At 66.7% G+C, this 13,656-nt stretch carries 12 protein-coding genes; 10 read left to right on the forward strand and 2 right to left on the reverse strand.

Annotated elements, in window-relative coordinates; translation table 11 throughout:
• The 6 genes from J3S28_RS26630 to J3S28_RS26655 all read left to right on the forward strand — a co-directional run.
• The coding region (locus tag J3S28_RS26630; protein ID WP_272874255.1) for an acyl-CoA dehydrogenase family protein at positions 1–347 on the forward strand (347 nt) is incomplete at its 5' end.
• 127 nt (positions 348–474) lie between these two features.
• Entirely contained in the window at positions 475–1,686 is a 1,212-nt protein-coding gene (locus J3S28_RS26635) for a sensor histidine kinase (RefSeq protein WP_207844089.1), read from the forward strand.
• Positions 1,687–1,691: 5 nt separating this feature from the next.
• Positions 1,692–2,384, forward strand: a complete 693-nt coding sequence (locus J3S28_RS26640; protein WP_207844219.1) for a response regulator transcription factor — start codon at positions 1,692–1,694, stop codon at positions 2,382–2,384.
• A gap of 161 nt (positions 2,385–2,545) precedes the next feature.
• A complete protein-coding gene (locus tag J3S28_RS26645; RefSeq protein ID WP_372436081.1) occupies positions 2,546–3,355 on the forward strand; it encodes an ABC transporter ATP-binding protein in 810 nt (269 codons plus the stop codon).
• Entirely contained in the window at positions 3,352–5,808 is a 2,457-nt protein-coding gene (locus tag J3S28_RS26650) for an FtsX-like permease family protein (protein ID WP_207844093.1), read from the forward strand. The genes J3S28_RS26645 and J3S28_RS26650 overlap by 4 nt, the downstream gene beginning before the upstream one ends.
• A gap of 61 nt (positions 5,809–5,869) precedes the next feature.
• Positions 5,870–6,913, forward strand: a complete 1,044-nt coding sequence (locus J3S28_RS26655) for an Rv2578c family radical SAM protein (RefSeq protein WP_207844095.1) — start codon at positions 5,870–5,872, stop codon at positions 6,911–6,913.
• A 65-nt stretch (positions 6,914–6,978) separates the two neighbouring features.
• Here J3S28_RS26655 and J3S28_RS26660 read toward each other — a convergent pair whose 3' ends face one another.
• Positions 6,979–7,686 (reverse strand): TIGR03089 family protein, encoded by a 708-nt coding sequence (locus tag J3S28_RS26660; RefSeq protein ID WP_207844096.1) that lies wholly within the window; start codon positions 7,684–7,686, stop codon positions 6,979–6,981.
• On the reverse strand, positions 7,683–9,527 hold the full coding sequence (locus J3S28_RS26665) for an LCP family protein (RefSeq protein WP_307797446.1): 1,845 nt from the start codon (positions 9,525–9,527) through the stop codon (positions 7,683–7,685). Before J3S28_RS26665 ends, J3S28_RS26660 begins: the two co-directional genes overlap by 4 nt.
• Positions 9,528–9,759: 232 nt before the next feature.
• Here J3S28_RS26665 and rfbD point away from each other — a divergent pair, with 232 nt between their 5' ends.
• The 4 genes from rfbD to J3S28_RS26685 are packed head-to-tail and all read left to right on the forward strand — an operon-like array spanning position 9,760 to position 13,627.
• Positions 9,760–10,740: a dTDP-4-dehydrorhamnose reductase gene (gene rfbD / locus J3S28_RS26670; protein ID WP_207844097.1), complete on the forward strand. Its 981-nt coding sequence runs from the start codon at positions 9,760–9,762 to the stop codon at positions 10,738–10,740.
• Positions 10,741–10,786: 46 nt separating this feature from the next.
• Positions 10,787–11,740 carry a glycosyltransferase family 2 protein gene (locus J3S28_RS26675; RefSeq protein ID WP_207844099.1) on the forward strand — a complete coding sequence of 318 codons (954 nt, stop codon included), beginning with the start codon at positions 10,787–10,789 and terminating at the stop codon, positions 11,738–11,740.
• Entirely contained in the window at positions 11,737–12,840 is a 1,104-nt protein-coding gene (gene manB / locus J3S28_RS26680; RefSeq protein ID WP_207844101.1) for a mannose-1-phosphate guanylyltransferase, read from the forward strand. The genes J3S28_RS26675 and manB overlap by 4 nt, the downstream gene beginning before the upstream one ends.
• Positions 12,833–13,627, forward strand: a complete 795-nt coding sequence (locus J3S28_RS26685) for an SGNH/GDSL hydrolase family protein (RefSeq protein WP_207844103.1) — start codon at positions 12,833–12,835, stop codon at positions 13,625–13,627. The genes manB and J3S28_RS26685 overlap by 8 nt, the downstream gene beginning before the upstream one ends.
• Positions 13,628–13,656: the final 29 nt, after the last annotated feature.

The following is a 13,656-nucleotide window of genomic DNA, read 5'->3' on the forward strand; positions in this document are numbered from 1 at the left end:
AGGATCGTAAGCAGTTCGGGAAGTCGATCAGCTCGTTTCAGGGTGTGGAGTTCATGATCGCGGATATGGCGATGAAGATCGAGGCTGCTCGTCTGATGGTGTACACCTCGGCGGCGCGGGCTGAGCGAGGGGAGAAGAATCTGGGGTTCATCTCGGCGGCGGCGAAGTGTTTTGCCTCGGATGTGGCGATGGAGGTGACCACCGATGCGGTGCAGTTGTTCGGTGGTGCCGGTTACACCCGTGATTTCCCGGTGGAGCGGATGATGCGTGATGCCAAGATCACCCAGATCTACGAGGGCACCAACCAGATCCAGCGCGTCGTGATGTCACGAGCACTCCTGCGCTAGCCCGATCGTGGTGGGTTCTGGCGAGCATTCGTCCAGGTCGGCGTCGCCACAACCCACCAATTCCGGGGATACAGATCCACCCCAGGTCTGATGTGCGACCGCGTCCGGTGCCACTAGATTGGGCGCAATGAACACCCAGCGGATCATCGAGCGCTGGAATCGGTTCGCGGAGCCGCGGACATTGCTGCTCGACGCGCTTCTGGCGATCGCCATCGCCACGGTGACGGTGCTGCCGGAGCTGTGGGAACAGATGGGTCCGAACGTCTGGTGGCGGATGCTGCTCGGCGCGGTGTGCTGCGTGGCACTGGCATTCCGTCGAACCCGGCCGGACCTGGCCGGATCTGTGATCGCGCTGGCCGCGTTCGTGCACATCGTCGTCGACGAGCAGCTCAGTCCGGCTGTCACCGTCACCGCCGTCATCGGGCTCTACTCGATGGCGGCGTACGGTTCGACGTGGGGCACCAGGGCGGCTCTGGTGCTCGGCGTCCTCGGCGGGGTTGGATCGTCCGGACGCTTCTACTCAGAAGCCCCCGAATCGCGTTCGTTCGAGTACAACGCCATCGGGGCCTCCTTTCTGGCAGCCCTGACGGTCGGTATCTGGGCCACCGGAATGTTGCGCCGATCGCGCATGCGCGAGGTCTCCTCACTACGCGAACGGGCTCGGCTGCTCGAACTCGAACGAGCGCAGGAGGCCGAGCTCGCCGCGATCGGTGAGCGCACCCGTATCGCCCGCGAGATGCACGACATCATCGCCCACACCCTGACGGTGGTGATCGCGCAGGCCGACGGTGGCCGGTACGCCGCGGAGCAGGATCCGGGGGCGGCTGCACGTGCGCTCGAGACCATCGCGGAGAACGGGCGACAAGCCTTGGCCGACATGCGTTCCCTGCTCGGGGTGTTGCGTGAGGACGGGCCGCGTGAGGTGCGTGCCGTGCCGGGCATCGCCGACGTGCCGGACCTGTTGGCCGTGGTGCGGGCCGGCGGCCTACCCGTGACCTTCTCGTCCTCCGGTCCCGAGCGAGCGGTCTCGGCGGGGTGTGGACTCACCGCGTACCGGATCATCCAGGAATCGCTGACGAACGTACTGAAGCACGCAGGACTCGGTGCGGATGCCGACGTCCGAGTGCGTTGGGAGCCCGCGGAGTTGCGCATCACGATCGTCGACGACGGACGCGCCGACACGGTCGAGGCCGACTGGGTCGCTCCCGCGGGTGGTAAAGGGTTGTTGGGCATGCGGGAACGAGCAGAATTGCACGGTGGGACGCTGACCGCCGGCGCGCGCCCGGATCGCCGCGGGTACCGGGTAGAGGCGATCTTGCCGACGGGGGAAGCGTTGTGAGCGAAGTGATTCGGGTTGGACTCATCGACGATCAGGCGCTGGTGCGAGCCGGGTTCGGGATGGTCATCAACTCTCAGGCCGACATGGAGGTGGTCCTCGAAGCCGGCGACGGCAACGAGGCCATCGAGCAGATCGGCGCGACAAAGGTCGATGTGGTGCTGATGGATGTCCAGATGCCGGGTCTTGACGGTATCGCGGCAACGCGCCGGTTGCTGGACGGTCTCGACGATGCGCCGAAAATCGTGATGCTCACGACCTTCGACACCGATGAGTATCTGCTCGCGGCCATCGCGGCCGGTGCGAGCGGGTTTCTCCTCAAGGACGCGCTTCCCGAAGAACTCCTGGCGGCCATCCGCACTGTCTTCGCCGGGGATGCGGTGATAGCGCCGCGGTCTACGCGACGGTTGCTGACCCACGTGGCCGCGGGGGTGAGTGCGGGTCCCGAGTCGGTCACCCCTTCGCGGGTCGACCTCGTCGACCCGCTGACCCCGCGCGAGTGTGAAGTGCTGCGGGCCATCGCGATCGGGATGACCAACGGCGAGATCGCCGCAAGCTTTCATCTGTCGACAGCGACGGTCAAGACCCACGTAGGTCGGGTGTTGACCAAGACCGGTTCGCGAGACCGAGTGCAGGTCGTGCTGTTCGCTTTCAGGACCGGAATGGTGGCGCTGGCCGACATCCTCGGCCACCACGCGTAGTACTGCGGTCGTACCGCGAATCACCGCATGGGTGGACGCGGGTGTACACCATGATCGGCCCTGACTCCGACGATTCCTTCACCCACCGAAAATACGCTTGTCCGGCAATGACATTCATTGACAGGGACAAGGAGTAAGCGATGTCGACTAGGAGAACCCAGGTGAACGCTGCTGAGACCGCCGGCGCCAGTGGGGTGCAGCCGAGCCACGCTTCCAGTGGCACAGTGGCGGCTCGGGCCATCGGGTTGCAGAAGACGTACGGCGAGAAGGACGCGAAGGTTCACGCGCTGCGCAACGTGAGCCTGGCGATCCCTGCGGGCAGGTTCACTGCGATCATGGGTCCGTCCGGCTCGGGAAAATCGACACTCATGCACTGCCTGGCCGGGCTGGACACCCCCACGGCCGGCACCGTGATGATCGGGGACACCGATCTGTCCCGGTGCGATGACACGCAGCGGACTCGAATCAGGCGGCGCGAACTGGGATTCGTCTTCCAGTCGTTCAATCTGTTGCCGGTGCTCTCCGCGAGGGCGAACATCCTGTTGCCGCTCACGCTGGATCGCCGGCGCCCGGACGGGGCATGGCTCGATGAGTTGGCGGACGTGCTGGGTATCGCTGATCGTCTCGACCACAAGCCATCCGAGCTGTCGGGCGGTCAACAGCAGCGGGTGGCGATCGCGCGTGCTCTGCTTCCTCGGCCACGTCTGATCCTTGCCGACGAACCGACAGGTAATCTCGACAGCCATGCGGGAGCGCAGGTGCTCTCGCTGCTGCAGGCGAGTAGCCGCCGGGCGGGCCAGACCATCGTGATGGTTACTCACGACCCGGTGGCGGCCAGCTATTGCGATCAGGTGATAGTCCTGGCCGATGGTCTCCTGGTAGACCAGATTGATTCCCCGACAACGGATTCGGTGTCCGCGGCGATGCTGCGCCATGGCTCGGTGGTCGGTGCGGCGGGGATCGTCCGATGAGAAGTGTTGCGCTTGCCCAGCTCCGGGCATACAAAGGTCGCTACCTGGCGTCGGGCTTGGCCGTCGCCATCGCCGTCGCGTTCGTCGCCGCCACCCTCACGCTGTCGGAGACCTCGAGCGCGTCGATGCGCGCATCGGTGGCCGGGCAGTTCGCGAATACGGACGCCGTAGCGTTCGTACCCGGTGAGTTCGCCGACCGGACGGGTGCGGCGCTCGCCGACACGGCGGGGGTCGCTGCGGTCGCGATCGACACCACCCGGTGGGTGAGTGTGACCAGCGGGACGAAGTCGTACGGTCAGGTCCAGCTGACCGCCATCGCGCCCGACGAGTCGTTGCGCTGGCAGACCCTGTCGGTGGGACAGCTGCCCCGGGCAGACGACGAGATCGTAGCCTTCACCGGGTCGAACTTCGCTGTCGGCCAGCACTTCTACGTCCGTCCCGACGTCGACACCGCCACCGACAGGGTGGCCCGGGAGATGACAGTCGTGGGGCTGCTGGATCGTGGCTCGATGACCACCAGCGCGCCGCAGTTGTTCGGCACCAACGCGGGTGTCGCCGCCATCGAGCCGGGGCGGGCGGTCGATCAGGCCGAGAGCGTCGTCATCCGGATGGCGCTGCGCCCAGACGCCGACCCGGTCGCAGTGATGTCGGCGATCACCGGACTCGTCACCTCGGTGCCCGGTGGCCAGGCCATGACCGGTGGCCAGGCCACCGACGAGGTGATGAGCCGGTATGTCGGTGAAACCGACGTGCTGGCAACCGTATTGCTCGTCTTCGCCGCCATCACCGCGTTGGTGTCGTGCCTTGTGATCGCGAACACCTTCGCGGTCCTGATCGCCTCGCGCACGCAGGAACTCGCACTCCTGCGGTGTATCGGGGCCGATACCGGGCAGGTGCGATCAGGGGTGCGATTCGAGGCGCTGCTCCTGGGTGTGGTGGCATCGATCGTCGGGGTGGTGTTCGGGATCGGCGGCGTCGCAGCGGCATCGGCGGTGGTGCGCGGGGTGGGCTCGAACTTTCCGCTGACCGAACTGACGGTGCCGCTCGCCGCGCCGGTGGTCGCCGTGGTGCTCGGCGTGGTGATGACGCTGAGCGCCGCCACCGTTCCTGCCCGACTCGCGACCGCTGTATCTCCGCTGGCGGCGTTTCGTGCGGTCGTTCCGGCGTCCAGCGGACGTCGCGGGGTCGCGCGGTTGGCCGTCGCCGGGGCATTCGCAGGTGGTGGGACCATCGTGATGATCGTGGGTATGGGTGGGGAGTCCGTGCCCGCGGCCGGGTTCGGCGGCGCCTTGAGCTTCCTCGGCTTCATGCTCGCCGCTGCGGTGCTGGTGCCCCCTGTGGTCCGCGTGATCGGGGTCGGCGGCGCACGCCTGCTGCGGGGAACCGCGGCCGGGCCTGTCGCCGGACTGGCTGCCGCGAACGCGACACGCCACCCACGACGCACTGCGGCGACGGCATCGGCGCTCATCATCGGTATCACCCTGACGACGATGATGGTGGTGGGGGCGCAGGTCGTGCGGTCGAGCGTCTCGGGTCTCATCGGTGAGATGCACCCGATCGACGTGATCGTCTCGTCGAGTGCACCGCTGGAACCGTCGCTCGTCGACGCGGTGGCGAGTACATCGGGGGTCGAGGCTTCGATACCCGTCACGCGTACCGAGGTGTCGGTGAACGGGAAGCCCCTGAGTGTGGGTGCCCTCGACACCGCTCGTCTGCCGCAGGTGATGCGGTCAGGGCGCGCACCCGCCGCTGATGAGATCGCTCTGGCGCCGGAAGATCAGACCCTCGCGGGAGTCGGACCGGGTGAGCGAGTGCGACTCGTCTCCGGGGGAGCGATTCGCACCGTGACCGTCGTCGACGGCGCTTCGGGTTCGTTTGTCGATCGCGGCCTCGTGGCCGTGGCGCCTGCGCCCACCGGTCTCGTGGTCCGGCTGGAGTCGGGCGGTGCCGGGAGTTCGGTGGTGATGACCGGGATCCGTGAGCTGGTGGCGAACTCGGCCCCCGACGCCACCTTCGGGGGCGGTGTCGAGATAGCCCAGCAACTCGATCAGATCCTCACGCTGCTTTTGCGAATCGTGCTGGCACTGCTGGCCGTTGCGGTGGTCGTCGCGCTGATCGGGGTGGGCAACACGATGGCGCTCTCGGTCATCGATCGATCTCGCGAGAACGCGATGCTGCGGGTGATCGGCCTGAGTTCGCGCGGTGTGCAGGGGATGCTGCTGGCGGAAGCGACCCTGATCGCGGTGGTCGGATCCGTCGTCGGTGTGCTGCTCGGGACCGGATACGGGATGGCGGGTGCTGCCGCTGTGGTCGGCGTCGACCGGGTGTCGCTGCCGGATCTACCACTTGTCGCGCTGACAGGGATCGTCGTGGTCGGAGGGATGGCAGGATTGCTCAGCTCGGCCATTCCGGCCCGTCGGGCACTGAAGGCAGATCCGGCTGCGGCGCTGTGAGTTTCGGGTAGGCGTCATCGCGGACTTGACAGGAAATAGAACGGATGTTCGACTGGGCATCATGCGATGGGACGCACAGTTGCTCGAGTCCGAGAAGGATTCGGGAGAGGACTTCGCCAGGCCGGCTCTTCCAGGATTGGAGCGAGCCGGCCTGGTCCGGTCTGTGCAGACCCCAGAGTTCTCTGGGGTGACCTTCCACGAAGTGCTCTGCAAGAGTGCTCTGAACAAGGTCCCCGACGGCTCACGGGTGCCGATGCGCTGGACCATCAATCCGACCAGGGGTTGCCTGCACCAGTGCGTCTACTGCTTTGCCCGGGGAAGCCACGAATACCTGGACCTCGATGCGGGCCGTGACTTCGACACCCAGATCGTGGTGAAGGTGAACATCGCGGCAGTCTTGCGAAAAGAGCTGGGACGCAAGAGCTGGAAGCGCGAAACGGTGGCTCTGGGCACCAACACCGATCCTTACCATCGCGCGGAGGGCCGCTATCGGTTGATGCCGGGCATCATCGGCGCCCTCGCCGATCACGGGACCCCGATGTCGATCCTGACCAAGGGGACCCTGCTGCGGCGCGACCTGCCGTTGTTGTCCGTGGCAGCACAATCGGTCCCGGTGACCATCGGGATCTCGTTGGCGCTCTTGGACGAAGATCTACGTCGGCAGGTCGAGCCCGGCGCTCCCTCGGCCAGGGCCCGTCTCGATCTGATCACCGCCGTGCGTGAGGCAGGTTTCGATTGCCACGTGATGGCGTCGCCGATACTTCCCGCGCTCAAGGATTCCCGGGCCGAGCTCGATGAACTGTTCGGCGCCCTGGCCGCGGCGGGCGCCACCTCGGTCACCGCCTCGGAATTGTTTCTTCGGGGACCGACCCGCAACTGGTATCTCACCTGGCTCGGTGACAACCACCCCGCGTTGTTGCGTACCTATCGGCGGATCTACGGACGGGGTTCGCACCCCGCGCCGGAATATCGGCAGTGGTTGCGCGAGCGCATCACTCCGCTGCTGGACAAGCACGGCCTCACCGGCAGGGGTTACGACGAGATCCACGTTCCTCGGCCTCAGGTCGCGACAGCGCAACCTCCCGTCCAGCCGACGCTTTTCTAGCTCGTGGCCACCGGTCGCCTTCCGGGGATTCCCCCAGCGCAACCTTTCGGCGGGGCCCAGGGTGGTCAGGTCAGGGTCGCGGTGACCTTCTCGGATTCGGCCCGCCCGGGTAGCTTGGCAATGTCAGGGTTGGCCACCTGTACCAGCGAGCCGCCGCTGACGAGTGTGGCGAGCAGATTGGCGATCAGATTTCCTGAGTCGTCCCACGGGCGGGTGGTCATGATTCGCGAACCGGCGACGATCCCCGCCTCGACGGCGAATTCCTGGGCCGCGGCGATGACTTCGTCGACCGTTCGGTCGTCGAGCGCTGGGCCGCCGGGCCCGGTCGGTTGGAACTGGTCGCCGTGGACGCGCACCGATGCGGCGTAGTCGGTGAGTCCGATCGGCAGGTCGCGCATGGGCATGCCGAACGGGTCGAGGGATACGACTGCGATCTCTGGCGCCGCGTCGACCCGTTCCAGGGTCGCCATCGAACAGAAGGCCAGAGCCGCGTCGTCGGAGTATCCGAGGCGGACATGAACCCCTGCCCACCACGCGCCGAGCAGAACCGCAGCACTCTGCCAGTGCGTGGGCAGGTCGACAGACACCACGTCGCCGGCCATCAGGCCGAATTCGTCACGGATCATGTTGGCTGTCTTTGCGGCCCAGTTCGCCGTGGTGATCCCGGACAGCTCTGTGCGTTCACCGGTGGAGTCGTCGTAGTAGGTCAGCAGCGGTTGCGATCCGTCTTTGGCCAGCGCGGGATTCAGCGCGGCATCGGTCACCGTGGTCAATTGACACACTCCGGTCCGGTGCCGCCGGCGGTGATGGTCTTGGCCGGCGGGGCAGCCGGATCCGAGGTCGGCGCGTCCTGGCTGTCCTGCGAGCCCTGGTCGTCGATCGAACCCGGTCCCTGGTAACTGTCGGTGAGTACCACTCTGATGGTGTTGGGGGCCAACGTCTTGTCCTCTGTGATGGGCAGACCGCCGAGTTGCTCGGCGACAGCCTTGGCTCCAGGGTTGTCGGTGCTCGCGGTCTGCACCTGACTGTCCGTGGTGGAATCGGTCTCGTTACCGGTGGCGCCGGTCAGGTATCCCTTGGTGGAGACGATCTTGGACACGTTGGTGGCCAGCCCGTCGACGGTGCCGGTGTTGACGACGTCGACGGTGTAGTCGCCGGCGCGGAACTTGGTCTGGCCCGAAGCGTCCTTTTCTCCGAGTAGACCTGCGGTGAACGCTTTGACCGCCTGCGGATCTATTTCGACCACGCTCTGGGTACCGTCGTCGCTCCACCCCTGTTCGGTCACGACGGGAATCGTGGCGAATTGCACCCGGCCACCGGACAGGTCCTTGAGTTGCTCCACGAAGTTGAGGATGTCCCAGCTCTGGTCGATCACCACCGACCGCGACACCGCGTTCTCGAGGTCACCGAGCTTGCCCGGACTCGAGAGGGTTCCCGCGGAAAGCACCTTCTGGGCAAGCGAGGCCATGAAGACCTGCTGGCGGACGATCCGATCGAGATCGCCACGCGGGAGGTCGTGGCGCTGGCGCACGAAGCTCAGGGCTTCCGCCCCGTCGAGCGTCTGCCGTCCCGCCGGGAAGTCGGCACCCGAATAGGGCTCCGACACGGGCGCTTTGAGGCAGACCTCGACGCCTCCCACGGCATTGGTCAGCAACACGAATCCGAGCAATCCGACCTCTGCGTAGTGGTCCACCTCGACTCCGGTCAGATTCGCGACCGTGGTGATCAGCGCGTCGCGTCCCGCCTGCACCGAATCTTTGTCAGCCTGTTCGAGATCCATGCCGTCGTTCACGAGTTGTTCGCGACGTTCCTCTTTGGATGATCCGTACGCCGAGTTGATCTTGGTCTTGCCGATGCCCGGGACGTCGACGTAGGAATCGCGGGGGATCGAGATCGCGGTGGCAGAGGATCCGTCGTTCGGGATGCGGATCAACAGGATCGTGTCGGTGTTGGTGCCGACGTCGTCGCCCGAGTGAAGTTGCGCCAGCTCTTTCTCGGACAGGGGGTTGCCCTGGGCGTCGGTGCGGGAATCGGTCCCCACCATGAGTATGTCGACCGCGCCGTCCTTGCCAGAACCGAGCGAGAGCCCGTCGAGCTTGGTGATGCTGTTTTCCAGTCGGGTCATCTGATTCCAGGCGAAGCCGGTAGCGACCAGTACCGCCACCGACACCAACGCGACGGCGGCCCGCGTCAGTGAGCGTCCCGACCGGCCACCCGGGGCGGACTCGCCGGCAGGTGGCCTGGTCGCAGGTGGTGGGGGAGTCGGTGCGTTTCGGCCCGACCGCGATCGATCGTCGCGTCCGCCGCGCCGCCGCGGGGCTTCCGGTTCCTGCGGACGGGCACCCCGATCACGCCGACCCGCACGTTCGTTCGATGCCCGCACAGCACGCTGGGCACCGGAGCCGTCGTCCGGTAAGGGCCTGCGGGGTCTCGGGGACGCCGTCCGGCGGGGTGGTAGCTCGGCGGGCTGCTCCCGCTCGCGCCGACGGGCTGACGGCGGGCGCTGTGGTTCGTCGCCGCCGGATCGCTGGTGGCGGCCGCCACCAGCGCGGCGCTGCCCCGATGATCCCGTACGGCGCTCGCCCGGCGGTCGATCCGACGATGGACGATCCACTGCGGGGTGCGCTCCTTCTCAGTACAAATTGCTCCGGCTGTACACGTCAGCGTTGTGCTCGTCGAGGTCGCACACTCTGGTGTGCGCGGCCGTCGTCGAACTGACCGCAATGCTACGTGCGAAACTTCGCCACCTGACGCAGCCGGTTGTCCCGTGTCCCTCACATCGTCACGCGATGGGCATTGGGCGTCCGAGTGGCCAACACGACGCGAAAGCGGACATGATTGTGGCCATGCAGACCTTTGGCGGAGACGGAGCGGAGCGGAGCTCGACCTTTGGCGGAGACGGAGCGGAGCGGAGCTCGACCTTTGGCGGAGACGGAGCGGAGCGGGGCTTGCCTGGGTCGGGATCGATTGTCGTGACCGGGGTCGCCGGACAACTGGGCACGCAACTTCGCACCCGCGGGGGTTCACGGGTCCGGGGGCTGACCTCCGCTCAGCTCGACATCACCGATCCGGTGTCCGTTTACCAGGCGCTGGGAAAGCTGGCGCCCGGTGATGTGGTGATCAACTGTGCGGCCTACACCGCGGTCGACAACGCCGAATCGGACCGCAGCACGGCTGCTGCCGTGAACGCGGATGGCCCGGGATATCTGGCTGAACACACCGCGCGGACCGGAGCTCATCTGATCCACATCTCCACCGATTATGTGTTCACCGGTTCGTCGTCGCGTCCCCTGGAACCGGGAGATCCGACCGGGCCTGACTCGGTGTATGGAGCGACGAAGCTCGCCGGCGAACAGGCTGTCCGAGCCGGCGATCCGGCGGCAACCATCGTCCGGACGGCGTGGGTCTACACCGGTGCCGCGGGTTCAGCCGACTTCGTGGGCACCATGCGCCGGCTCGAACGGGAGCGTGACACGGTGTCGGTCGTCACCGATCAGGTGGGGTCGCCGACTTATTCAGGTGATCTCGCCGACGGGCTGCTCGAGCTGGCCGGGGAGGTGAGCGGTCCGGAATCGGTGGCGTCCGGGCAGATCCTGCACGCGACCAACGCAGGCAGTTGCAGTTGGTTCGACCTCGCTCAAGCGGTGTTTGCCGAAGTCGGCGCCGATCCGTCACGGGTCCTGCCCACGACGTCGGCGGAGTTTCCTCGCCCGGCGCCGCGTCCTGCGTACTCCGTTCTCTCCGGACGGGCCTGGCAGGACGCAGAGCTCACACCGCTACGGGACTGGCGCGCGGCCTTGACGGCAGCGGTGCATCACGGTGGGTGATGCTGTCCTGTCCGGGCGACCCGGCGTGGCCGGTTACCCTGAGCCCGTGACTGCTGAGCCCACCCCGAAAAGTCCGGTCCCGAAGAGCGTGGCGGTGGTGACGGTGACGTACTCCCCGGGGGAGTACCTGACGAGGTTCATCCAGACGCTGGAACATGCGACCGCGGCGAGCGTGTCGGTGATACTGGCCGACAACGGATCCGTGGACGGGGCCCCCGAGGCGGCGGCCGAGAAATACGACAACGTCTCCCTGCTGCGCACCGGTGGCAACATCGGCTACGGCGGCGCGATCAACCGGGCAGTCGCCGAGGTCGATCCGGCGGCGGAGTTCGTGGTGGTCGCCAACCCTGACGTGGAGTGGGGTCCCGGCTCGATCGATCAGCTCTTCGAGGCGGCCGAGCGCTGGCCGCGGGCGGGCTCGCTGGGTCCGCTCATCCACGAACCCGACGGCACCGTCTACCCCTCTGCCCGCCGTGTGCCCGACCTGGTATCGGGTACCGGTCACGCGGTGCTGGGGACGGTCTGGAAGTCGAATCCGTGGACGGCGGCCTACCGGCAACAGGACGAGGACCTCTCCGAGCGACCGGTCGGCTGGTTGTCGGGCTCGTGTCTGCTGCTGCGCCGCGACGCGTTCGATTCGATCGAGGGCTTCGACTCGCGTTACTTCATGTATATGGAGGACGTCGATCTCGGTGACCGGCTCGGCAAGGCCGGGTGGCTCAACGTCTATGTACCGCAGGCGCAGATTCTGCACGCGAAAGGCCATGCGGCGGGCCGTGATCCGGGCGCGATGCTGCCGGCTCATCATCGCAGTGCCTATCGGTTCCAGGCCGATCGACACCCGCAGTGGTGGCAGGCGCCGCTACGACTGGCTTTGCGGCTGGGGCTCGCGGCACGGTCCGCGGTTGTGGTCCGCTCGGCCAAGCGTGCCGCAGGCCGCGACAATTCTCTGACCGGTGCCGACAGCTCTCGGGCGGCTGAACTGAAAGGCAGACCATGACCTCGAATGAGACCTCGCAGACGACCTCGGTCGACGACGTCCAGGCGGTGATCCTTGTCGGCGGGAAAGGGACTCGCCTCCGGCCCCTGACGCTGTCAGCGCCGAAACCGATGTTGCCGACGGCCGGCTTGCCGTTCCTGACCCACCTGCTCGCACGTATCAGCGCGGCCGGTATCACCCGCATCGTGTTGGGTACCTCGTTCCAGTCGAAGGTGTTCGAGCAGCACTTCGGCGATGGCTCCAAGATGGGGCTGTCGATCACATACGTGCACGAATCGGAGCCCCTCGGGACCGGCGGCGGAATCCGGAACGTGCTGTCGGAGCTCACCGCGGAGACCGTCTTGGTGTTCAACGGTGACGTCCTGTGCGGAACCGATGTGCGCTCGATCGTCGAGACCCATCAGACCTCGGGCGCGGAGGTCACCCTGCACCTCGTGCGCGTCACCGATCCGCGTGCTTTCGGTTGCGTGCCCACCGATTCCGAGGGGCGCGTCACCGCGTTCCTCGAGAAGACCCAGGATCCGCCGACCGACCAGATCAACGCCGGGTGCTACGTGTTCAATCGTTCGGTGATCGAGACGATCCCGGAAGGTCGGTCGGTATCGGTCGAACGTGAGGTCTTCCCGGGGCTGCTCGCCGAGGGTCGCCACGTCCAGGGTCATGTCGACTCCGGGTACTGGCGCGACATGGGAACCCCGGAAGACTTCGTACGGGGCTCCGCGGACCTGGTGCGCGGTATCGCGCCGTCTCCCGCGCTGCACGGACACCGCGGAGAGTTCCTCGTTCACGACGGCGCGTCGGTGGGGCCCGGCGCCTTGCTGATCGGCGGTACGGTGGTGGGCCGCGGTGCCGAGATCGGCGCCGGAGCCCGCCTCGACGGAGCGGTGATCTTCGACGGTGCGGTGGTCGAGGCCGGTGCGGTGATCGAGCGGACCATTGTCGGGTTCGGTGCGCGAATCGGTCCGCGGGCACTGATTCGCGACGGCGTGATCGGTGACGGTGCTGACATCGGTGCCCGGTGCGAGCTCCTGCGTGGGGCCCGGATCTGGCCTGGCGTGAAGATCCCCGACGGTGGAATCAGGTTCTCGACCGATGTCTGAGGTGAGCGCCCCGCCGAGATTCAAACGTTTTGTCGCCCTTGGTGATTCGTTCGTGGAAGGGGTTGGCGACGTCGAGCCGCGCTGTCCCAACGGCGTTCGGGGCTGGGCCGATCGGGTCGCTGAGGTGATGGCGCGCGCGGACCCCGAGTTCCGGTACGCCAACCTGGGGATCCGGGGCCGGGTCCTGTCCGCGGTGCTCGGCGAGCAGTTGGAACCCGCGCTGGCGATGAACCCGGATCTGGTCGCCATCTGCGCGGGCGCGAATGATCTGCTCCGTCCGAGCGCCGACATCGACGCGCTGATCGAGACCTACGACGAGGCGATCGGACGACTGCAGGCGAACGGGGCCACGGTCGTCACCTTCACCGCCTATGACACCGGCGGGAAGTCGGTCTTCGGGGCGTTGCGCGGGCGGTTCGCGGTCTACAACGAACTGCTCAGGGAGGTCGTCGAACGCCGCGAGGTGACGCTGGTCGACTTCTGGCGCATGCGCGTCTACGCCGAACCGCGTATGTGGGAGTTCGACCGGCTGCACATGTCCACCGCCGGACATGTGTACATGGCGATCGAGGTGCTCCGCGCACTTGGCATCGAAAATGATCTGATTCCGGTGGAACTTGGTCCGGCACAGCGGGTTTCACCTACGCAGCGGCGACGCGACAGTCGTCAGTGGACTGTGGAGTACGCCATTCCCTGGGTGGGTAGGCGGCTGCGGGGTGTGTCCACGGGCGACACCATCAGGCCGAAGTATCCAGAGCTGACCGCAATGGCCCCGAGCGAGAGCTGATCGACGCCGACCCGGAACCGACGTGTCGG

This window comes from Williamsia soli, assembly GCF_017377795.1.
In the GTDB taxonomy this organism is placed as follows: Bacteria; Actinomycetota; Actinomycetes; order Mycobacteriales; family Mycobacteriaceae; genus Williamsia; species Williamsia soli.

Coding starts and splice junctions, on each gene's coding strand:
- J3S28_RS26635 (WP_207844089.1), top strand. CDS start 475: ATGAACACCCAGCGGATCATCGAGCGCTGGAATCGGTTCGCGGAGCCG.
- J3S28_RS26650 (WP_207844093.1), top strand. CDS start 3,352: ATGAGAAGTGTTGCGCTTGCCCAGCTCCGGGCATACAAAGGTCGCTAC.
- J3S28_RS26655 (WP_207844095.1), top strand. CDS start 5,870: ATGCGATGGGACGCACAGTTGCTCGAGTCCGAGAAGGATTCGGGAGAG.
- rfbD (WP_207844097.1), top strand. CDS start 9,760: ATGCAGACCTTTGGCGGAGACGGAGCGGAGCGGAGCTCGACCTTTGGC.
- manB (WP_207844101.1), top strand. CDS start 11,737: ATGACCTCGAATGAGACCTCGCAGACGACCTCGGTCGACGACGTCCAG.
- J3S28_RS26685 (WP_207844103.1), top strand. CDS start 12,833: ATGTCTGAGGTGAGCGCCCCGCCGAGATTCAAACGTTTTGTCGCCCTT.